The 20,164-nt window shown below is 60.0% G+C and carries 17 protein-coding genes; 12 read left to right on the forward strand and 5 right to left on the reverse strand.

What is annotated here, in order from left to right; translation table 11 throughout:
• The first annotated feature begins 133 nt into the window (after nucleotides 1-133).
• Complete coding sequence (pdxB, locus tag HRH33_RS08385) at nucleotides 134-1,276, forward strand: 4-phosphoerythronate dehydrogenase PdxB (RefSeq protein ID WP_167416521.1); 1,143 nt, start codon at nucleotides 134-136, stop codon at nucleotides 1,274-1,276.
• 58 nt (nucleotides 1,277-1,334) lie between these two features.
• Here the strand turns inward: pdxB and HRH33_RS08390 are convergent, their stop codons facing one another.
• Nucleotides 1,335-1,508 carry a PA1571 family protein gene (locus HRH33_RS08390; RefSeq protein ID WP_034096467.1) on the reverse strand — a complete coding sequence of 58 codons (174 nt, stop codon included), beginning with the start codon at nucleotides 1,506-1,508 and terminating at the stop codon, nucleotides 1,335-1,337.
• 236 nt (nucleotides 1,509-1,744) lie between these two features.
• Here HRH33_RS08390 and HRH33_RS08395 point away from each other — a divergent pair, with 236 nt between their 5' ends.
• Nucleotides 1,745-3,523 carry an ABC transporter transmembrane domain-containing protein gene (locus HRH33_RS08395; protein ID WP_167416578.1) on the forward strand — a complete coding sequence of 593 codons (1,779 nt, stop codon included), beginning with the start codon at nucleotides 1,745-1,747 and terminating at the stop codon, nucleotides 3,521-3,523.
• A gap of 120 nt (nucleotides 3,524-3,643) precedes the next feature.
• Here HRH33_RS08395 and HRH33_RS08400 read toward each other — a convergent pair whose 3' ends face one another.
• A complete protein-coding gene (locus tag HRH33_RS08400; RefSeq protein WP_167416522.1) occupies nucleotides 3,644-5,572 on the reverse strand; it encodes a transglycosylase SLT domain-containing protein in 1,929 nt (642 codons plus the stop codon).
• A 213-nt stretch (nucleotides 5,573-5,785) separates the two neighbouring features.
• Between HRH33_RS08400 and HRH33_RS08405 the strand changes: the two genes are divergently transcribed.
• Nucleotides 5,786-7,705, forward strand: a complete 1,920-nt coding sequence (locus HRH33_RS08405) for an ATP-binding cassette domain-containing protein (RefSeq protein ID WP_167416523.1) — start codon at nucleotides 5,786-5,788, stop codon at nucleotides 7,703-7,705.
• A 118-nt stretch (nucleotides 7,706-7,823) separates the two neighbouring features.
• Here the strand turns inward: HRH33_RS08405 and HRH33_RS08410 are convergent, their stop codons facing one another.
• Nucleotides 7,824-8,264, reverse strand: coding sequence for a universal stress protein (locus tag HRH33_RS08410; protein ID WP_034096471.1), 441 nt, complete (start codon nucleotides 8,262-8,264; stop codon nucleotides 7,824-7,826).
• Between the two features lie 105 nt (nucleotides 8,265-8,369).
• Here HRH33_RS08410 and HRH33_RS08415 point away from each other — a divergent pair, with 105 nt between their 5' ends.
• The 7 genes from HRH33_RS08415 (at nucleotide 8,370) to HRH33_RS08445 (ending at nucleotide 16,789) form a co-directional block, all read left to right on the forward strand.
• Complete coding sequence (locus tag HRH33_RS08415; protein WP_034096472.1) at nucleotides 8,370-8,807, forward strand: hypothetical protein; 438 nt, start codon at nucleotides 8,370-8,372, stop codon at nucleotides 8,805-8,807.
• Between the two features lie 492 nt (nucleotides 8,808-9,299).
• Nucleotides 9,300-11,447, forward strand: a complete 2,148-nt coding sequence (gene fadB / locus HRH33_RS08420; protein ID WP_034096473.1) for a fatty acid oxidation complex subunit alpha FadB — start codon at nucleotides 9,300-9,302, stop codon at nucleotides 11,445-11,447.
• 29 nt (nucleotides 11,448-11,476) lie between these two features.
• Nucleotides 11,477-12,652 (forward strand): acetyl-CoA C-acyltransferase FadA, encoded by a 1,176-nt coding sequence (gene fadA / locus HRH33_RS08425; RefSeq protein ID WP_167416524.1) that lies wholly within the window; start codon nucleotides 11,477-11,479, stop codon nucleotides 12,650-12,652.
• A 96-nt stretch (nucleotides 12,653-12,748) separates the two neighbouring features.
• On the forward strand, nucleotides 12,749-12,985 hold the full coding sequence (locus HRH33_RS08430; RefSeq protein WP_034137402.1) for a DUF1653 domain-containing protein: 237 nt from the start codon (nucleotides 12,749-12,751) through the stop codon (nucleotides 12,983-12,985).
• A 114-nt stretch (nucleotides 12,986-13,099) separates the two neighbouring features.
• Nucleotides 13,100-15,721 carry a type I DNA topoisomerase gene (gene topA, locus HRH33_RS08435; protein WP_034096476.1) on the forward strand — a complete coding sequence of 874 codons (2,622 nt, stop codon included), beginning with the start codon at nucleotides 13,100-13,102 and terminating at the stop codon, nucleotides 15,719-15,721.
• Between the two features lie 185 nt (nucleotides 15,722-15,906).
• Complete coding sequence (locus tag HRH33_RS08440) at nucleotides 15,907-16,428, forward strand: DUF6586 family protein (RefSeq protein WP_034137403.1); 522 nt, start codon at nucleotides 15,907-15,909, stop codon at nucleotides 16,426-16,428.
• Nucleotides 16,429-16,555: 127 nt separating this feature from the next.
• Nucleotides 16,556-16,789, forward strand: coding sequence for a hypothetical protein (locus HRH33_RS08445; protein WP_017254451.1), 234 nt, complete (start codon nucleotides 16,556-16,558; stop codon nucleotides 16,787-16,789).
• 149 nt (nucleotides 16,790-16,938) lie between these two features.
• Here HRH33_RS08445 and sulA read toward each other — a convergent pair whose 3' ends face one another.
• Together sulA and lexA are read right to left on the reverse strand one after the other, a co-directional pair.
• Nucleotides 16,939-17,412 (reverse strand): SOS-induced cell division inhibitor SulA, encoded by a 474-nt coding sequence (gene sulA, locus HRH33_RS08450; RefSeq protein WP_034137404.1) that lies wholly within the window; start codon nucleotides 17,410-17,412, stop codon nucleotides 16,939-16,941.
• 10 nt (nucleotides 17,413-17,422) lie between these two features.
• A complete protein-coding gene (gene lexA / locus HRH33_RS08455) occupies nucleotides 17,423-18,031 on the reverse strand; it encodes a transcriptional repressor LexA (protein WP_003172575.1) in 609 nt (202 codons plus the stop codon).
• Between the two features lie 263 nt (nucleotides 18,032-18,294).
• On the opposite strand from lexA, the gene HRH33_RS08460 reads away from it, so the two are divergent.
• Nucleotides 18,295-19,002: a TetR/AcrR family transcriptional regulator gene (locus HRH33_RS08460; protein WP_034137405.1), complete on the forward strand. Its 708-nt coding sequence runs from the start codon at nucleotides 18,295-18,297 to the stop codon at nucleotides 19,000-19,002.
• Nucleotides 19,003-19,146: 144 nt separating this feature from the next.
• A complete protein-coding gene (gene nagZ / locus HRH33_RS08465) occupies nucleotides 19,147-20,157 on the forward strand; it encodes a beta-N-acetylhexosaminidase (RefSeq protein ID WP_034112459.1) in 1,011 nt (336 codons plus the stop codon).
• The last annotated feature ends 7 nt before the right edge of the window (nucleotides 20,158-20,164 follow it).

Here is a 20,164-nt window from a genome sequence, read left to right on the forward strand (position 1 = left end):
TGTCCAGTCGAAAGGTGCGCAAGGACGGCGGATTCTACGCCTTGACGCAATGGTCAGGAAAAAAGCTGTGTTAGGGATTTGTAAGCGAGGCCCGCGATCCCTGTACACTGCCTGTCCGCCAAAGGAGCCTGCCATGTTGATTGTTGCCGACGAAAATATCCCGCTGCTCGACGCGTTCTTCCAAGGGTTCGGCGAGATTCGCCGAGTGCCGGGCCGTTCCATCGACCGTGCGACCGTCGAGCAGGCCGACGTGCTGTTGGTGCGCTCGGTGACCAACGTCAACCGCGCCTTGCTTGAGGGCTCGTCGGTGCGTTTTGTCGGCACCTGCACCATCGGCACCGACCATTTGGACCTGGATTACTTCAAGCAGGCCGGTATCCAGTGGGCCAGCGCCCCCGGTTGCAACGCCCGCGGCGTGGTGGATTATGTGCTGGGTAGCCTGCAGACCCTGGCCGAGATCGAAGGGGTGGACCTCACCCGGCGCACCTATGGCGTGGTCGGCGCCGGTGAAGTGGGCGGGCGGTTGGTTCAGGTGCTCAAGGGCCTGGGCTGGAACGTGCTGGTGTGCGACCCGCCGCGCCAGATTGCCGAAGACGGTGATTACGTCAGCCTGGGGCAGATCATTGAGCAGTGCGATGTGATCAGCTTGCACACGCCGTTGATCAAGTCCGGCAACGCTGCAACCTGGCACTTGTTCGACCGTCAGCGCCTCAACCAGCTCAAGCACGGCGCGTGGCTGATCAATGCCAGCCGCGGTCCGGTGGTGGATAACGCCGCGCTGCGCGAGGTGCTGCTGGAACGCGAAGATCTGCAAGCCGTGCTCGATGTGTGGGAGGGCGAGCCTGAGGTCGATGTGGCACTGGCCGATCTGTGCGTGCTGGCCACGCCGCATATCGCCGGTTACAGCCTGGACGGCAAACAGCGCGGCACGGCGCAGATCTATCAAGCGTTTTGCGCCTATCTGGGGCAGGTGCCGAGTATCCAACTGAGTGATTTGCTGCCGCCACCGTGGTTGGCCGAAGTGCATTTGAACGCCGCGACGGACCCTGCCTGGGCCCTGGCGACTGTGTGCCGCAGCGTGTACGACCCGCGCCGTGACGATGCGGATTTTCGCCGCAGCCTTGTCGGCACCGTGCAAGAGCAACGCGTGGCCTTTGACCGGCTGCGCAAGCACTACCCGGAGCGCCGCGAGATCGAGGGTTTGAAAGTGCGGATCAACGGGGAGTCGGCGGCGCTGGCCAAGTTGGTCACTGCCCTCGGTGCCGAAGCCTTGTAGGAACACCACGCATAAAAAACCCGGCCACCGGGGCCGGGTTTGAAAGAGCGTGGGCGCTTCAGCCTTGCTTGGCAGGCTTGACCAGTCGCTGCTCCAGCGCGCTGCAGGCTTGCTGGATCATCTCTTCGGTAATCTGCACATCGTTGCCATCGGCATCGACATACCAGCACGGCAGCTGCTGCGGCTGGCGGATTACTTCGATTTTGGCATCGCTGCTGTGTTGCAAGGTCATGGCCTGTCTCCTCATCAGGTTGTGTACCTACTCTAAATCCCCCGCGTGACCGAGCTATTACAACTCCTTACAAGATCACCGGTTCGAACGTCCACTCCAACAGAAACCGCCAAGGATTTCCAGCCGGGCGTTAGACCGATAGCCTCTAGTGGCCAGCATCGACGGGCATAATTAACTGGACTCATTGTTATTTGCCCAAGTTCCCCCAATGTTGAACTACAGATTCCTTACCGGTGATGCCTTCCATGCTCTCAGTCCGTCAACGCCGTGCGATTCGCCTGGCCAGCCGCTTCATCGCGCCCTACCGTTGGCAGTCGCTGGGTGCCCTGGTGGCGCTGATCGTCACCGCCGGCATCACCTTGTCCATGGGGCAGGGCATTCGCCTGTTGGTGGATCAAGGCTTCATGACCCAGTCGCCGCACCTGCTCAACCAGTCCATCGGCCTGTTTATGGTGTTGGTGCTGGGCCTGGCGGTCGGCACCTTTGCGCGCTTCTACCTGGTGTCGTGGATCGGCGAGCGGGTGGTGGCGGATATCCGGCGGCAGGTGTTCAACCACTTGATCTATCTGCACCCTGGGTTCTATGAAAACAACCGCAGCTCGGAAATCCAGTCGCGCCTGACCACCGACACCACTCTGTTGCAGTCGGTAATCGGTTCATCGCTGTCGCTGTTCCTGCGCAATGGGTTGATGGTGATCGGCGGCATCGTGCTGTTGTTTGTCACTAACCCCAAACTCACCAGCATTGTGGTGGTGGCGCTGCCGCTGGTGCTGGCGCCGATTCTGATCTTTGGCCGTCGGGTGCGCAGTTTGTCGCGCCAGAGCCAGGACCGCATTGCCGATGTGGGCAGCTATGTGGCCGAGACCCTTGGCCAGATCAAGACCGTGCAGGCCTACAACCATCAAGTGCAGGACGAGCAGCGCTTTGCCGTCACCGTCGAACAGGCGTTCAGTACTGCGCGTAAACGCATCGCCCAGCGAGCCTGGCTGATTACCCTGGTGATCATGCTGGTGCTCGGCGCGGTGGGAGTGATGCTGTGGGTGGGCGGCATGGACGTTATCAACGGGCGCATTTCCGGTGGTGAGCTGGCGGCATTCGTGTTCTACAGCCTGATCGTCGGCAGCGCCGTCGGCACGCTGAGCGAGGTGCTCGGCGAACTGCAGCGCGCCGCCGGTGCGGCGGAGCGCATCGCCGAGTTGTTACAGTCGACCAACCAGATCCAAGCGCCGGCTGCTGGCAGCGTGCCGCTGCCCGAGCGGGTCAGCGGCCGCATGGAACTGCAAGACCTGCGTTTTTCCTACCCGTCGCGGCCGGACAGCTACGCCATCGATGGCCTGACGCTGACGATCAATCCTGGCGAGACCTTGGCACTGGTCGGGCCGTCCGGCGCGGGCAAGTCGACGATTTTCGATCTATTGTTGCGCTTCTACGATCCCCAGCAAGGCCGCATCCTGCTCGAAGGCCAGCCGCTGACCGCCCTCGACCCCATGGACCTGCGCCGCCACTTCGCCCTGGTGTCCCAGAGCCCCGCGCTGTTTTTCGGCAGCGTCGAAGAGAACATCCGCTACGGCAACCCGAATGCCACACGCGAGCAAGTCGAAGCCGCTGCGCGCATTGCCCACGCCCACGACTTCATTCTGCAAATGCCCGACGGGTACCAGACGCACCTCGGTGATGGCGGTCAGGGCCTTTCCGGCGGCCAACGCCAACGCCTGGCCATCGCCCGCGCGCTCTTGGTGGACGCGCCGATCCTGCTGCTGGACGAAGCCACCAGCGCCCTCGATGCCCAGAGCGAACACCTGATCCAACAGGCCCTGCCGCAACTTATGCAAGGGCGCACTACCCTGGTCATCGCCCACCGGCTGGCCACGGTGAAGAACGCCGATCGAATTGCCGTGATGGATCAAGGAAAACTGATGGCGGTGGGCACCCATCAGCAGTTGATCGCGAGTAACCCGCTGTATGCGCGGTTGGCGGCGTTGCAGTTCAGCAATGGGGAAGAATCGGCCAGCTAGGCGATTGTTAGCGGTGATCAGCTCCCATTCCACAGGTGGAATCCACACTCCATAAAAAATGCCCGTATCTTCCAATACGGGCACTTATCTTTACGCTTGAGCGGGTAACTGCTTCAGCCTTCACTGATCATCAAAATACCGCTCATGCCAATCCACCAATGGCTGTGGTGAGTTGAGCTTCTGCCCGTAGATCACCGAATAAGACAGCACGTTCTGTACGTATTGTCGGGTTTCGTCGAACGGGATGCTCTCCACCCACACGTCGAAACTCAAGTGGTCGGCCCCGCGCAGCCACTGGCGTACGCGGCCGGGGCCGGCGTTGTAGGCGGCGGAGGCGAGCACGCGGTTGCCGTTGAACTGGCTGTGCACTTGGCTCAGGTAAGCGGCGCCCAGTTGGATATTCTTGTCCGGGTCCAGCACCTGAGACGGGGAGGCCAGCGGAATGCTGAATTTGCGCGCGGTGTCCTTGGCGGTGCCGGGCATCAGTTGCATCAGGCCGCTGGCTCCGACGCCGGAACGGGCGTCGTCCATAAAGGCGCTTTCCTGGCGGGTAATAGCGAACACCCAGCTTGAATGCAGCCCGCGTACCTTGGCTTCGCGCACCAGGGTGTCGCGGTGGGCCATCGGGAAACGAATATCCAAGTCATCCCAGTACTGGGCTTGGCTGATGGTGCGGATGGCCGGGAAGTACCATTTCATGTCGTAGGCCAGTTTGGCTTGGGCGACCATCTCGTCACGGTTGAAGTGACGGCTGACGTGATACCACTCGCGGCGGCCGTCGACGATTTGCCCGCGCGCGTAGAACTCCAGGGCACGGCGCACGCCAGGCGTATTGCGCACCTTGTTAACCAGCGCCTGGCTCATCAGCAGCGGCTTGTTTTTCAACTGATAAGGCGCTTTGGAACGGTCGGCGGCCAGGAAGCCATAAAAGTCCCGTTCCTGGGCGAGGTTTTTGTACAGCACCAACGCTTGCGGGTTTTTCGGCTCGGCCAATTCCAGACTGCGGGCCTGCCAGTAGCGCCAGCGGTTGCTGGTGGCCAGGTCTTGCGGGAGTTTGCGGGTCAGCTTGTAGGCATCTTCCCAGCGCGCCAGGCGCAACAGTAGGCGCAGGCGCCATTCGGAGACCGTATTGTCGCGCAGTTCCGGGTCGTATTTGGTCATCACCTCAAGGGCGCGCGGGTCGAAGCGTTTGGCCAGGGTCAGGCCTATTTCGCGGGCGATCGCCACTTTTTCGTCACGGGAGAAGTGCATGCTGCTGGCATAGCCATCGAGCAGCGCCATGGCCTTGTCCGGGTCCTGGCGGGCCAGGCGACGCAGGCCCAAGCCCACGGCGTCGGACATCGCCTCGGTGGCCGGCAGGAAGCGCGACGGGTCACTGAGCATGTCGGGCTTCTGTGCCACGTCCACCATCAAACGGCCTTGGGCGCCCAGGGTCGGCAGGGTTTTTACCAGGCTGTTGGCCAGCGCGTAATTGCGCGCTTCGGCGGCGAGCTTGGCGCGGTCCCAGATTTTCTGTTCGGTGAGTTGGCCGTCGGCGGCCCACTGGCCAAAGGTGGCATCACACGCGGCCGGTTGGGATTTGCCGGTCATCCAGAGTTTTTCGGCGGTTTTGTAGCCTTCCGCTTTCAGGTTGTGAGTGAGTTGGTATTGGCCGTGCAGGCAGTCCAGCTCGACGAAATTGAGCTTGGGGTCGTAGTACTTTTCAAAGGTCTGCCAGTCACCACGCTCGGCCAGCCAGCGCAACCAGCGCAGTTTCATCCAGTTGGCCTGGGGCAGGTCGCCGTTCTTGGCGAGGAATTGTTCGATTTCTTCGTTGCTGGCGCTCTTCAGGCGTGCGGTCAGCTCGTCGTAGGCCAGGTACGGCGTCAGTGGATAATCGGCCAGGGCCTGGCTGTATTGCATGTACGGGCCGGTATCGCCCTTGGCCAGAGCGCGCTTGGCCTCATCGTAATATTGACGTTGAGTGGTGAGGTCCACAGCCTGGGCGGATTGAACGGCGGTGGCGGAAAGAAGCAGACAGGATAAAAAGTTGAAAAGGCGACTGCGCATGAGACGTCCGTGCAGAGAAATCACGACTAGCACCGGCACCGCCGACGCTGATTGCCCCTAGCTTAGCCTTTTGCCAGCGGCCCGTGAAAGCTTTGCAGGATGGTTCCTGCAAGTTCGCTGCAAATGTCCTACAGAACGTGTCAACAACGAAAATGCCAGCCGCATCCCACCCTCAACTCAGGTAGAATGCGCGCCCAGTTTTTGGAGAAGCGTATGACCCTGCTCAAATTCAGCGATGTGTCCCTTGCTTTCGGCGCTATGCCGTTGTTGGACAAGGTGTCCTGGCAGATCGCCCGTGGTGAGCGGGTGTGCATCATCGGCCGCAACGGCACCGGCAAGTCCAGCATGATGAAGCTGGTCAAAGGCGATCAGAAGCCCGACGACGGCTCCGTGTGGCGCGCCCCGGGCCTGAAGATCGGCGAATTGCCCCAGGAATTGCCGGTGGCCGACGGACGGACAGTGTTCGACGTGGTTGCCGAAGGCCTGGACGGCGTCGGCGCACTGCTCGCCGAGTACCATCATCTGGCGCAGAACTGCGTCACCGAGGAAGACCTGGACAAGCTGATGCACGTCCAGCAAGACCTCGAAGCCCGTGATGGCTGGCGCTTGCAGCAGCTGGTGGACAGCACCCTGAGCCGCCTGCAACTGCCGGCCGACAAGACCCTCGCCGAATTATCCGGCGGCTGGCGTCGCCGGGTGTTGCTGGCCCAGGCGCTGGTGTCCGAACCGGATCTGCTGCTGCTCGACGAACCGACCAACCACTTGGACATCGGCGCCATTGCCTGGTTGGAAGAGGCCCTGAAGGATTTCCAGGGCGCCGTGCTGTTTATCACCCACGACCGTTCTTTCCTGCAAAACCTGGCAACCCGCATCCTCGAACTGGACCGTGGTGGCCTGATCGACTGGAACGGCGACTACGCCAGCTTCCTGGTACACAAGGAAGCCGCACTGGCGGCCGAAGAAACCGCCAACGCCTTGTTCGACAAGAAACTGGCTCAGGAAGAAGTCTGGATCCGCCAGGGCATCAAGGCGCGTCGCACCCGTAACGAAGGTCGCGTACGGGCGCTGAAAGCCTTGCGCGTGGAGCGCAGCGAACGTCGCGAGCGCACCGGCAAAGCCAATATCCAGCTGGATACCGCCGACAAGTCGGGCAAGCAAGTGATGGTGCTGGAGAACGTCAGCTTCCATCACCCGGACGGCCCGTTCCTGATCAAGGACTTCTCCATGGTCCTGCAGCGCGGCGACCGGATCGGCCTGCTCGGCGCCAACGGTACGGGCAAAACCACGCTGCTCAAGCTGATGCTCAGCGGTCTGCAACCGACCAGCGGTACTGTGGCCGAAGGCACGCGTATCGATGTGGCTTATTTCGACCAACTGCGCCACCAGCTGGACCTGGAAAAGACCGTGATCGATAACGTGGCCGAAGGCCGTGACTTTATCGATATCGACGGCCAGAGCCGCCACGTACTCAGCTACCTCGGTGATTTCCTGTTCAGCCCGCAGCGTGCGCGTACGCCGGTAAAAGCCTTGTCCGGTGGTGAGCGTGCGCGTCTGCTGCTGGCCAAATTGTTCAGCAAACCGGCGAACCTGCTGGTGCTCGACGAACCGACCAACGACCTGGACGTGGAAACCCTCGAACTGCTGGAGGAGGTGCTGCTGACCTTCAACGGCACCGTGCTGATGGTCAGCCACGACCGGGCATTCCTCGACAACGTGGTGACCAGTACCCTGGTCTTCGAAGGCGAAGGCAAGGTGCGCGAATATGTCGGTGGCTATCAGGACTGGCTACGCCAGGGCGGCTCGCCGCGTCTGCTGGGCGTGACCGAAAGCAAATCCGGCAAGGCCGACTTGAACTCGGCGGTGGTTACGCCGGTGGCCGCGCCAGCACCCGCGCAGGAAGCCGCACCGACGACCAAGAAAAAGCTCAGCTACAAGTTACAGCGCGAGCTGGAAGCTTTGCCGGGGGATATCGAGGCCAAGGAGCAGCAGATCGCTGCAGTAGAGGCGCAAATGGCTGACGCAGGTTTCTACCTGCGTCCTGCGGCAGAAACCGCCAAGGTCATTGCTTCTCTGGAGACGTTGAATCAGGAGCTGGAAACGTTGCTCGAACGTTGGGCCGAGCTGGATGCCTGAGTGACCTTGGTGCAGTAAAAAGCCCGGCGCCCTCATGGGGGCGCCGGGCTTTTTTCATATGAAATGCGGTTCAAATGGGGAAGGGCTTGCACCCTCCCAAATTAGATCTGCACCGGTCCTAGGCGCTTTTTACCAACTTCACCGCCAGCACATCGCACGGCGCGCCGTGCAGCACATCATTGGCGGTGGAGCCCAGCAGCAGCGCCAGGCCGTGACGGCCATGGCTGCCGACCACGATCAGGTCACAGCCCTGCTCCTTGGCGAGATGGTGGATTTCCTGGCGCGGCTGGCCGTAGGTGAGGTGTGAGTTTTCTTTGGTCACTTCCGGGTATTTGGCTATCAGGCGGTCGAGACGTTCTTTGGCCTGGTCGAACTGTTGTTGCTGCAGTTGGGACAGGTCCATCGGAACATCGCCGCCGAAGGCCATGGCCATGGGTTCGACGATATGCACGAGGGACAGTTTGGCGCCGCTGGCGACCGCGAAAGCCCGGGCGCGCTTGATCACTGGATCGCACTCTTCGGTCAGATCTACGGCGACCAGAATATGTTCGTATGACATGAGGCGTTCCTCCAGAGGACTGCAATAAATTAAGTATGGCTGGTTTCAAGCGGATGGGGTTGCGTCAGGTCAAATCCGCTCATCAGAAAAATCGGGAGTACACATATGACGGTCTGGATAGTGGTGTCAATCCTTGTGGTGGTATTGAGCCCCCTGGCATGGCTGCGCCCGTCGCGTCACCAGAGCGGGCGCATGGCCTTGCGCATGGAGGCTCGCCGCATGGGGTTGGCCATGCAATTGGCGCCCCAGGAATGGCCGCACTGGCTCAAACAAGAGCCGCCCAGCCCTTGCGCCCAGTACTGCCGGCCACGACGCGGCGCCACGCCGGCCATTTGGAGCTACTGGCAACTGGAGCCGGGGGTGTGGGTCAATCAATGGCGGGAAAACTGCGTGGATGAGAAGTTGTTGCCGCATTTTTCAACACTGCCGGCCAACGTCTACAAAGTCGAAGCCGACAAGCAAATGATTGCCTTGTATTGGGGCGAGAAGGGCGATGCCAGTGTCTTGAAGGACATCGACGCGTTGCTCAAGGCGCTGGCCTGAACCCAGGCGGCCCAGACTCAAACAGGCATTAAAAAGCCCGACATCATCATCGGGCTGGAGTTGGCCAGGCAGGCCGGTGAATCTTGCGCCGGGTGTTGTCTTCTGGCGCTGTACGGTTGGCGCTAGCGTAGCCGTATCTCTCAATCTGTACAGCCCTTTCCCAAATAACTGAAATTATTGATTTCGTGAATAGTTGAATATTGACGAAGCGCGGGCCTATGGTTGAGGTTCTGAAATGACTGGAAAGTCGCGTTTTTCCTAGCCTTTGGAGCGATTGACAATTGCTCGGAATTGGATGAAGGTGGCGTACCCAAATCAAACGGGCGTATGAATTGAGCGTTTGTCTGTCAGACTGTTCATACATAATCCCGACTATCGCATTGGCGGGTGTGCCTGGCGGATTGGCATGAGCATTGACCTAACCATCAGTGTCCAACCATAGGCCAGCGTCCGATGTGTACTGTTCAGCTTCCATATCGTGGAGATCAGTTGATGATTTACGAAGGTAAAGCCATCACGGTTAAGGCTCTTGAAAGTGGCATCGTCGAATTGAAATTCGACCTCAAGGGTGAGTCCGTCAACAAGTTCAACCGTCTAACCCTGAACGAACTGCGTCAGGCCGTAGACACCATCAAAGCAGATGCTTCGGTCAAGGGCGTGATCGTCTCCAGCGGCAAGGACGTGTTCATCGTCGGCGCTGACATCACCGAATTCGTCGACAACTTCAAGCTGCCCGATGCCGAGCTGGTGGCTGGCAACCTCGAAGCCAACAAGATTTTCAGCGATTTCGAAGACCTCAACGTCCCGACCGTTGCCGCGATCAATGGCATCGCCCTCGGCGGTGGTCTGGAAATGTGCCTGGCCGCTGACTTCCGCGTGATGTCGGCCACCGCAAAAATCGGTCTGCCGGAAGTGAAACTGGGCATCTACCCAGGCTTCGGCGGCACCGTGCGTTTGCCGCGCCTGATCGGTGCGGACAACGCCATCGAGTGGATCGCCGCCGGTAAGGAAAACAAAGCCGAAGACGCCCTGAAAGTCGGCGCTGTCGACGCAGTGGTTGCCCCGGAAAAACTGGCCGAGGCCGCGCTGAACCTGATCAAAGGTGCCATCAGCGGCGAGTTCGACTACAAGGCCAAGCGTCAGCCCAAGCTGGAAAAGCTCAAGCTCAACGCCATCGAACAAATGATGTCGTTCGAAACCGCCAAAGGTTTCGTGGCTGGCCAGGCCGGCCCGAACTACCCGGCACCGGTTGAAGCGATCAAGACCATCCAGAAAGCCGCCAACTTCGGTCGCGACAAAGCCCTGGAAGTGGAAGCGGCCGGTTTCGTCAAACTGGCGAAAACCTCGGCGGCCCAGAGCCTGATCGGCCTGTTCCTGAACGATCAGGAACTGAAGAAAAAGGCCAAGGCCTACGATGAAATCGCCAGCGACGTGAAACAGGCTGCCGTACTCGGCGCCGGTATCATGGGCGGCGGCATCGCCTATCAGTCGGCGTCCAAAGGCACGCCGATCCTGATGAAAGACATCAACGAACACGGTATCGAGCAGGGTCTGGCGGAAGCCGCCAAACTGCTGGTAGGTCGTGTGGATAAAGGTCGCATGACCGCAGCGAAAATGGCTGAAGTGCTTAACGGCATTCGTCCTACGCTGTCCTACGGCGATTTCGGTCACGTCGACCTGGTGGTCGAAGCGGTTGTCGAGAACCCGAAGGTCAAGCAGGCCGTGTTGGCTGAAGTGGAAGCGCAGGTCAAGGAAGGCACCATTCTGGCGTCCAACACCTCGACCATTTCCATCTCGCTGCTGGCCAAGGCCCTCAAGCGTCCGGAAAACTTCGTCGGCATGCACTTCTTCAACCCGGTACATATGATGCCGCTGGTGGAAGTGATCCGTGGCGAGAAGTCCAGCGAACATGCCGTGGCCACCACCGTTGCCTACGCCAAGAAAATGGGCAAGAACCCGATCGTGGTCAACGACTGCCCGGGTTTCCTGGTCAACCGCGTGCTGTTCCCTTACTTCGGTGGTTTCGCCAAGTTGGTCAGCGCCGGCGTGGACTTCGTGCGCATCGACAAAGTCATGGAAAAATTCGGCTGGCCAATGGGCCCGGCGTACCTGATGGACGTGGTCGGCATCGACACCGGCCACCATGGCCGCGATGTGATGGCTGAAGGCTTCCCGGACCGCATGAAAGACGACCGCCGTTCGGCTGTCGACGCCCTGTACGACGCTAAGCGCCTGGGCCAGAAAAACGGTAAGGGCTTCTACGCCTACGAGGCGGACAAGAAAGGCAAGCAGAAGAAAGTGGCCGATCCGTCGGTGCACGAAGTGCTGGCACCGATTGTGTACGAGCAGCGTGAAGTGTCCGACGAGGACATCATCAACTGGATGATGATCGCCCTGTGCCTGGAAACCGTACGTTGCCTGGAAGATGGCATCGTCGAGACCGCCGCCGAAGCCGATATGGGCCTGGTGTACGGTATTGGTTTCCCTCCATTCCGTGGTGGTGCGCTGCGTTACATCGACTCGATAGGTGTGGCCGAGTTCGTTGCCCTGGCTGATCAATACGCTGAGCTGGGCCCGCTGTACCACCCGACCGCGAAGCTGCGTGAAATGGCCAAGAACGGCCAGAGCTTCTTCGGTTAAGCGCCCAGACGACTAGAGCGAGAATATTTATGAGCTTGAATCCAAGAGACGTCGTGATTGTCGACTTCGGTCGCACGCCGATGGGCCGCTCCAAGGGCGGCATGCACCGCAACACCCGCGCCGAAGACATGTCGGCGCACCTGATCAGCAAAGTGCTGGAACGTAACACCAAGGTCGACCCGAACGAAGTCGAGGACGTGATCTGGGGCTGCGTCAACCAGACCTTGGAGCAGGGCTGGAACATCGCACGCATGGCGTCGCTGATGACTCAGATCCCCCACACTGCGGCCGGCCAGACCGTCAGCCGCCTGTGCGGTTCGTCCATGAGCGCGTTGCACACTGCCGCCCAGGCGATCATGACCGGTAACGGTGATGTGTTCGTGGTCGGTGGCGTGGAGCACATGGGTCACGTCAGCATGATGCACGGCGTCGATCCGAACCCGCACATGTCGCTGTACGCGGCCAAAGCCTCGGGCATGATGGGCCTGACGGCGGAGATGCTCGGCAAGATGCACGGCATTACCCGTGAAGCCCAGGACGCATTCGGCCTGCGCTCCCACCAACTCGCCCATAAGGCGACGGTGGAAGGCAAGTTCAAGGATGAAATCATCCCGATGAACGGCTATGACCAGAACGGTTTCCTTAAACTGTTCGACTACGACGAAACCATTCGTCCGGATACCACCCTGGAAAGCCTGGCGGCCTTGAAGCCGGCATTCAATCCCAAGGGCGGCACCGTGACGGCGGGTACTTCGTCGCAAATCACCGACGGCGCATCGTGCATGATCGTGATGTCGGCGCAACGCGCCCAAGACCTCGGGATCCAGCCTTTGGCGGTGATCCGTTCGATGGCGGTGGCCGGCGTGGACCCGGCTATCATGGGCTACGGTCCGGTACCGGCCACGCAAAAAGCCTTGAAGCGCGCGGGCCTTTCCATCACCGATATCGACTTCTTCGAACTCAACGAAGCTTTCGCTGCACAGGCCCTGCCGGTGTTGAAAGATTTGAAAGTGCTCGACAAGATGAACGAGAAGGTTAACCTGCACGGCGGCGCGATTGCCCTGGGCCACCCATTCGGTTGCTCCGGTGCGCGGATCTCTGGCACGCTGCTTAACGTGATGAAGCAAAATGGCGGCAACCTCGGGGTAGCCACCATGTGCATTGGTCTCGGCCAAGGCATTTCCACCGTCTTCGAACGCGTCTAAGCGTTGGGTTGACGGAAGCCGGGGCCCAGTGCCCCGGTTTTTGTTTTTTGGATTTTTTAATATTTTTTTTAATAAATTTTGTAAGGGGGCCAGAGCATGAATGTCACACCAGGGCTCTATCAGCATTACAAGGGGCCGCAGTACCGGGTTTTCAGCGTGGCGCGCCATTCCGAGACCGAAGAGCAAGTAGTGTTTTACCAAGCACTGTATGGAGATTACGGCTTTTGGGTGCGCCCCTTGAGCATGTTCCTGGAGAGCGTCGAGGTTGACGGCGAGCAGGTCCCACGCTTTGCTTTGGTCCAGGCCGAACACGGTCTTCTTAAAGGGCAATAACCGCAGGCCGCGCAGAATGCTGCGCTTGACCTCACCCGGTTGCCACTATATATAGCGTTGCCGCGTCAGGCGCCAACTGCCTTTCACTTCTCGAATTCAGGAATTTTCCGATCCATGGGCAAATCGCTGGTCATTGTGGAATCCCCGGCTAAGGCCAAGACCATCAACAAGTACTTGGGCAACGAGTACGTGGTGAAGTCGAGTATCGGCCATATCCGAGACCTGCCCACCAGCGGTTCGGCTAGCGCCAGCAAGGAGCCAGCCGCTAAGCGCGGCAAGGCCGCTGCGGGCGAAGGTCCGGTGCTCACGCCCAAGGAGAAAGCGCGCAAGCAGCTGGTCTCGCGCATGGGTGTGGACCCGGACCATGGCTGGAAGGCCAAGTACGAGATCCTTCCTGGCAAGGAAAAGGTCATCGAAGAGCTGCGCCGGCTCGCCAAGGATGCTGACACCATCTATCTCGCGACGGACTTGGACCGCGAAGGGGAGGCCATTGCCTGGCACTTGCGGGAAGCCATCGGCGGTGACGACAGCCGCTACAAGCGCGTCGTGTTCAACGAAATCACCAAGAAAGCCATCCAGGAAGCCTTCTCCAAGCCGGGCGAGTTGGATATCGACCGCGTCAATGCCCAGCAGGCACGGCGTTTCCTCGATCGCGTGGTGGGTTATATGGTCTCGCCGCTGCTGTGGGCCAAGATCGCCCGTGGCCTGTCCGCCGGCCGTGTGCAGTCGGTTGCGGTGAAGCTGGTGGTGGAGCGTGAGCGTGAGATTCGTGCGTTCATCCCTGAAGAGTACTGGGAAGTCCACGCCGACCTGGGTACCGCCAAGGGCGCCAATGTGCGCTTTGAAGTGGCCCGCGAGAAAGGCGAAGCCTTCAAGCCGCTGAACGAAGCCCAGGCCATGGCCGCGCTGGAAAAGCTCAAGGCATCCAGCTACAGCATCGTCAAGCGTGAAGACAAACCGACCAGCAGTAAGCCGTCGGCACCGTTCATCACCTCCACCCTGCAACAGGCCGCGAGCAACCGCCTGGGCTTCGGTGTGAAGAAAACCATGATGATGGCCCAGCGTCTGTACGAAGCCGGTTACATCACTTATATGCGTACCGACTCCACCAACCTGTCGGTGGACGCGGTCGCCATGGCGCGAACCTATATCGAAAGCGAGTTCGGCAAGAAGTACCTGCCGGAGAAGCCTAACGTCTATAGCAGCAAGGAAGGCGCACAGGAGGCTCACGAAGCGATTCGTCCTTCCGACGCCAATACCGAGCCAAGCAAGCTGAGCGGCATGGAGCGCGACGCTGAGCGCCTCTACGAGCTGATCTGGCGCCAGTTCCTGGCCTGCCAGATGCTGCCGGCGCAGTACCTGTCCACCACGGTTACCGTGGCGGCCTCCGACTTCGAGCTGCGTGCCAAGGGCCGCATTCTCAAGTTCGACGGCTACACCCGCGTGATGCCGCAGATCGCCAAGCCTGGTGACGACGATGTGCTGCCGGACATGGCTCAGGGCGATACGTTGAAGCTGATCAAGCTCGATCCGTCCCAGCACTTCACCAAGCCGCCGGCGCGTTATTCGGAAGCCAGCCTGGTCAAGGAGATGGAAAAGCGCGGTATCGGTCGCCCTTCGACCTACGCGGCGATCATTTCCACCATTCAGGACCGTGGCTATGTGGCGCTGCATAACCGTCGTTTCTATTCGGAAAAGATGGGTGACATCGTTACCGAGCGTCTCTCCGAGAGCTTCTCCAACCTGATGGATTACGGTTTCACTGCCGGCATGGAAGAGAATCTCGACGACGTGGCCCAGGGCGAGCGCGACTGGAAAAACGTGCTGGACGAGTTCTACGGAGACTTCAAGAAGAAGCTCGAGGTGGCCGAGAGCCCCGAGAACGGCATGCGCGCCAACCAGCCGGTGATGACGGATATCCCGTGCCAGACCTGCGGTCGGCCGATGCAGATTCGCACGGCGTCCACCGGTGTGTTCCTTGGTTGCTCGGGCTACAGCCTGCCGCCGAAAGAGCGCTGCAAGGCCACGGTCAACCTGGTGCCGGGCGATGAAATCGCGGCTGATGACGAGGGTGAGTCCGAGTCGTTGGTGCTGCGCGGCAAGCACCGCTGCCCGATCTGCAGCACGGCGATGGATGCCTACCTGTTGGATGAGAAGCACAAGCTGCATATCTGCGGTAACAACCCCGATTGCAACGGCTACGAGATCGAAGAGGGCACCTACCGCATCAAGGGCTACGAAGGTCCGAGCCTGGAATGCGACAAGTGCGGCAGCGAGATGCAGCTCAAGACTGGCCGCTTCGGCAAGTTCTTTGGCTGCACCAACCCGACGTGCAAGAACACCCGCAAACTGCTCAAGAGCGGCGATGCGGCGCCGCCGAAGATGGACCCGGTGAAAATGCCGGAGCTCAAGTGCGAAAAGGTCAACGACACCTACATTCTGCGTGACGGTGCCTCTGGCTTGTTCCTGGCGGCCAGCCAGTTCCCGAAAAACCGCGAGACCCGTGCGCCGTTAGTGATGGAAATCGTGCCGCACAAGGACGAGATCGATCCTAAGTACCACTTCCTGTGTGAAGCGCCGAAGAAGGATCCGGATGGTCGCCCAGCCGTGATTCGCTACAGCCGCAAGACCAAGGAGCAGTACGTGCAGTCCGAGGTCGACGGTAAGCCGACCGGCTGGAAAGCCTTCTATGAAGGTGGCAAGTGGAAGGTCGAGGACAAGCGTCAGGGCGCCTGATCTGTCGGATGCGCTGAAGATCCAAATAGCGGAGGGGAAAGCCCCTCCCATATTTGGATCTTTTAGATCCTGAAGTAGCGTGTTGATCTGCATAAGCAGCCCTTGATTGCGCTTGCAGTCGATTCGGCTGATCCGTGACACTATTCAGCCAGCATCACGCCTAATTCGTTGTGGAGACTGCCGTTATGGCCCACGAACTCTATACCCGTACCAATCAGAAAATTTACTTCGCGGGTTTATCCCTGGAAGCCCTTGGCCGCGCCGAGGAAGGGAAGGAGATGAACGCGATCGCGCTGGTGCAGGCCGGGCGTGAAGCGGCGTTATTCCACCTGTACGGCGCTTTGTTGGGCCTGTGCCATGAAATAGCAGGGTTCTATCGCCTGCCGCAGGCGGGTTCTCCGCGGGCAGAGATGATCATGAGCCGCGAAGTATTGGACGCCATGGCCATTCCCGAGTTGGCCGAGCTGGTGGAAATGGCCCAAAGCCCTGAAAGCTGGTTGGCGCGCTTGCTCAAGGCCCATGCCGATATGTTCCAGCCGCCGCGCATTCCTCATGTGCCCAAGGGCGATGTGACCCAGCCGCTGATTGTTGCGGTTGCAGTGGAAGACGAGGAGCCCGAACCTTTGAGCCGGCAAGAGCTGGAGAGCTGGCGCCAGGAACTGAAAAAACTGGCACTGCGTTTTCGGGAAGGGTTGAGCGAGTGCTAGAACGCAGGTCAATGGCGTGGCGCTAAACTACGCCGTTCATCAAGACGTAAAGAAACCTGCTGAGATCCGCACCGAGGCTTGGCGGATGACTGATATAATCCTGGCCTTTCGTGGAGAACAGACTTTTATGCCGACGTCCTTTCTGGAAATTGTTGAACTGCCTGACGGCCGAATTGAGCTGCGCCGGGCGGAGGACGAAGGTTCTCTGGTTATCTTGGATTTTTCCGAGGACGCCAAAGCATTTCTGCAAGGTCAGCATGTGGAAGTGGCGAAAGCCATGTTGAGCGTCGGCGTGCAGATGGCTGGTCGCCTGGCCGAGGGCGAGCCGGAGAAAGAAGACGGGCCGCGGGTCCTTCACTGATTTTTCAGGCTGTTCGATATTGTTGTGGTCGGCGGGCTTGTCCCACGTCCGGCTGCGAAGCAGCGCTCCAATACGGGACACGCTCGCTGACCATAAAGAGCATCTTCACCCCAGCGAGCCCTGCTGAGGCCCCCCGCGTAGCGAAACCTTCATCCCAGCCGAATATTCAAGCTCTGTGCATCCCCAACACGCGCAGCGCTCACCAGTTGTTGCTTGGCGGCCGCGTTCAATGGGTTGAGCCAACTGACCACGGTGTGGCTTCGGCCCAAGCGTAAGGCCTCGCAAGTCAGCTGTTGTGCGCTTTGTGCGCCGCGCGGTTGAAGCAACAGGATGCGTTCGCGGTTGAGGCCGGCGTCCCGCAGCCAAGCCTGGGTAAGGCTGGCAGGCGGAGCGATCAGCGTTAGCCAGCGAGCGTCCTGTTCCTCGCTCAATTCGCGAAGAATTGGCGCCAGCAGGCTCAGGCAGCTCCCGGCAGCACCGCGCAACGACAGCTCACTGAACACCTCGGGTTCGGCGCTCCAGGGCGCTTCGACCGTTTCCTTGAGGATAGGCGCGAGAGGATGGGCCATAAAGGCCTCGAACAGCGACAGTTGGGTGTGTTGTGGGGTGTGTACGAGCTGCATGGTGCCTCCTCTAGCGGCGAATGACGCCGACGCTCAAGCCTTCGATCACCAGATCCTGATCTTTCAGGTTCACTTCAATCGGGGCGAACTCAGGGTTCTCGGCCAGTAGCCAGACCTTGCTGCCTTCGCGCTTGAAGCGTTTGACGGTGACTTCATCGCCGATACGGGCCACTACGATCTGACCGTTACGGGCTTCGCGGGTGGTATGGACGGCCAGCAGATCACCGTCGAAGATACCGACGTCCTTCATGCTCATGCCGTGTACCCGCAAGAGGTAATCAGCGCGAGGGTGGAAGAAGGTCGGATTAATGTTGCAGGATTCCTCGACGTGCTGCTGCGCCAGGATCGGCGCACCGGCGGCGACACGGCCGATGATGGGCAGCGTAGACTCGTCGGCCTTGGCCTCGAAGCCAGGGATGCGAATGCCCCGCGAAGCACCGGGGGTCATCTCGATGGCGCCTTTGCGTGCGAGGGCCTTGAGGTGTTCTTCGGCGGCGTTAGGGGACTTGAACCCCAGTTCCAGCGCAATTTCGGCTCGTGTCGGCGGGTAGCCGTTGTCGTCGAGGCAGCGCTTGATAAAAGCCAGAATCTCAGCTTGGCGTGGCGTCAGTTTTAGCATGTTGATCGCTCTGTCTTTTTATACAGTGACTGGGATTATATACAGTGAACTGCGCTTGGCAATCATCCTTTTTCGGCACTCCGCTGGACGGTCATTCGGTATCCGTCCTACAAGCCACGGATAGCGCTACCTACAGACCGATACGGATGTGATTAAATAGCACGCACACAGATGACTGCCCGGCCGGAAAACGGCTCCTCAGGCTTGACAAGACACACCTTGAAACGTATGTTTCAAACAAGTGTTTGTCAGGCGGAGTAGCCATGGCCCAGTCGGAAACCGTTGAGCGCATTCTCGATGCTGCTGAGCAATTGTTCGCGGAAAAAGGATTTGCTGAAACTTCATTGCGGCTGATTACCAGCAAGGCCGGGGTCAACCTCGCGGCGGTGAATTACCATTTCGGCTCGAAGAAAGCCCTGATCCAGGCCGTGTTTTCGCGCTTTCTGGGGCCTTTCTGCGCCAGCCTCGACCGCGAGCTTGAACGTCGCCAGGCCAAGGCCGACAACAAGCCAAGTCTTGAAGAGCTGCTGGAGATTCTCGTCGAGCAAGCGTTGGTGGTGCAACCGCGTAGCGGTAACGACCTGTCGATCTTTATGCGTTTGCTCGGCCTGGCGTTCAGTCAGAGTCAAGGCCACCTGCGGCGTTACCTGGAAGACATGTACGGCAAGGTATTTCGTCGCTATATGTTGCTGGTCAACGAAGCTGCCCCACGTATTCCACCGATTGAACTGTTCTGGCGCGTCCACTTTATGCTCGGCGCAGCGGCGTTCAGTATGTCCGGGATCAAGGCGTTGCGCGCGATTGCCGAGACCGACTTCGGCGTTAACACTTCCATTGAGCAAGTGATGCGCTTGATGGTGCCGTTCCTCGCTGCCGGTATGCGTGCCGAAACCGGCGTGACCGACCCAACCATGGCCGCCGCGCAACTGCGCCCACGCAGCAAAACAGTGCCCGTTCCCGCCAAGGTTTGATTGCCCCGGGTGTGCGCGGCCATTGGCATCCGCTAAGCTAGCCGCCATGCCGATTTCAGCTATTTATTCGCAACCCGTTGTGCTCGCCGTGCCCTTCGCGCGCCGTGAGCGCAACGGGTTGTGTGCGTTATATAAGGAAGGTTTATGACTGCTGCCCTGCAAGGTTCTTTGATGGTCGACGTGGCCGGTACCTGGCTCACGGCTGAGGATCGCCACTTGTTGCGCCAGCCTGAAGTGGGTGGGCTGATTATTTTCGCGCGCAATATCGAACATCCGCGCCAGGTGCGTGAACTGAGCGCGGCCATTCGCGCGGTGCGCCCCGACCTGTTGCTGGCCGTCGACCAAGAGGGCGGCCGCGTGCAGCGCCTGCGCCAGGGCTTTGTGCGCCTGCCGGCCATGCGAGCGCTCGCGGACAACCCCAACGCTGAATACCTGGCCGAGCAATGCGGCTGGATCATGGCTACGGAAGTGCTGGCGGTTGGCCTTGACCTCAGTTTTGCCCCGGTACTGGACCTGGATTACCAACGCAGCGCTGTGGTCGGCACCCGATCCTTCGAGGGCGACCCCGAGCGTGCCGCCTTACTCGCCGGTGCCTTTATCCGTGGCATGAACAGCGCCGGTATGGCCGCCACCGGTAAACATTTCCCAGGCCACGGCTGGGCTGAGGCCGATTCCCACGTCGCAATTCCTAATGACGAGCGCAGCCTGGAGCAGATTCGCGCCAATGATCTGGTGCCTTTCGCACGTCTGAGCCAGCAGTTGGCGGCGGTAATGCCGGCCCACGTGATCTACCCGCAGGTGGACGCCCAGCCTGCCGGTTTTTCGCGTCGCTGGTTGCAAGACATTCTGCGCGGCGAGTTGCAATTCGATGGGGTGATTTTCAGTGACGACTTGTCCATGGCCGGTGCACATGTGGTCGGTGACGCGGCCAGCCGTATCGAGGCCGCGTTGACTGCCGGTTGTGACATGGGCTTGGTGTGCAATGATCGTGCGGCGGCGGAGTTGGCGTTAAGTGCTGCGCAGCGTATGAAGGTTACGCCATCGCCTCGCATCGCGCGCATGCGCGGTCAGGCAATGGCTTCAACGGAGTACAAGCAAGACCCGCGCTGGTTGGCGGCGCTTACGGCGTTACGCGAAGCCCAGTTGATCGACTGATACCTCG

This window comes from Pseudomonas rhodesiae (genome assembly GCF_013285305.1).
In the GTDB taxonomy this organism is placed as follows: domain Bacteria; phylum Pseudomonadota; class Gammaproteobacteria; order Pseudomonadales; family Pseudomonadaceae; genus Aquipseudomonas; species Aquipseudomonas rhodesiae.

Excerpts from the sequence above, each read along its gene's own strand:
- HRH33_RS08395 (WP_167416578.1), top strand. The coding sequence starts at position 1,745 with ATGCCTTCCATGCTCTCAGTCCGTCAACGCCGTGCGATTCGCCTGGCC.
- HRH33_RS08410 (WP_034096471.1), bottom strand. The coding sequence starts at position 8,264 with ATGTCATACGAACATATTCTGGTCGCCGTAGATCTGACCGAAGAGTGC.
- HRH33_RS08400 (WP_167416522.1), bottom strand. The coding sequence starts at position 5,572 with ATGCGCAGTCGCCTTTTCAACTTTTTATCCTGTCTGCTTCTTTCCGCC.
- HRH33_RS08390 (WP_034096467.1), bottom strand. The coding sequence starts at position 1,508 with ATGACCTTGCAACACAGCAGCGATGCCAAAATCGAAGTAATCCGCCAG.
- HRH33_RS08430 (WP_034137402.1), top strand. The coding sequence starts at position 12,749 with ATGAATGTCACACCAGGGCTCTATCAGCATTACAAGGGGCCGCAGTAC.
- HRH33_RS08460 (WP_034137405.1), top strand. The coding sequence starts at position 18,295 with ATGGCCCAGTCGGAAACCGTTGAGCGCATTCTCGATGCTGCTGAGCAA.
- HRH33_RS08415 (WP_034096472.1), top strand. The coding sequence starts at position 8,370 with ATGACGGTCTGGATAGTGGTGTCAATCCTTGTGGTGGTATTGAGCCCC.
- HRH33_RS08445 (WP_017254451.1), top strand. The coding sequence starts at position 16,556 with ATGCCGACGTCCTTTCTGGAAATTGTTGAACTGCCTGACGGCCGAATT.
- topA (WP_034096476.1), top strand. The coding sequence starts at position 13,100 with ATGGGCAAATCGCTGGTCATTGTGGAATCCCCGGCTAAGGCCAAGACC.
- fadB (WP_034096473.1), top strand. The coding sequence starts at position 9,300 with ATGATTTACGAAGGTAAAGCCATCACGGTTAAGGCTCTTGAAAGTGGC.
- pdxB (WP_167416521.1), top strand. The coding sequence starts at position 134 with ATGTTGATTGTTGCCGACGAAAATATCCCGCTGCTCGACGCGTTCTTC.
- sulA (WP_034137404.1), bottom strand. The coding sequence starts at position 17,412 with ATGCAGCTCGTACACACCCCACAACACACCCAACTGTCGCTGTTCGAG.
- lexA (WP_003172575.1), bottom strand. The coding sequence starts at position 18,031 with ATGCTAAAACTGACGCCACGCCAAGCTGAGATTCTGGCTTTTATCAAG.
- nagZ (WP_034112459.1), top strand. The coding sequence starts at position 19,147 with ATGACTGCTGCCCTGCAAGGTTCTTTGATGGTCGACGTGGCCGGTACC.
- fadA (WP_167416524.1), top strand. The coding sequence starts at position 11,477 with ATGAGCTTGAATCCAAGAGACGTCGTGATTGTCGACTTCGGTCGCACG.
- HRH33_RS08440 (WP_034137403.1), top strand. The coding sequence starts at position 15,907 with ATGGCCCACGAACTCTATACCCGTACCAATCAGAAAATTTACTTCGCG.
- HRH33_RS08405 (WP_167416523.1), top strand. The coding sequence starts at position 5,786 with ATGACCCTGCTCAAATTCAGCGATGTGTCCCTTGCTTTCGGCGCTATG.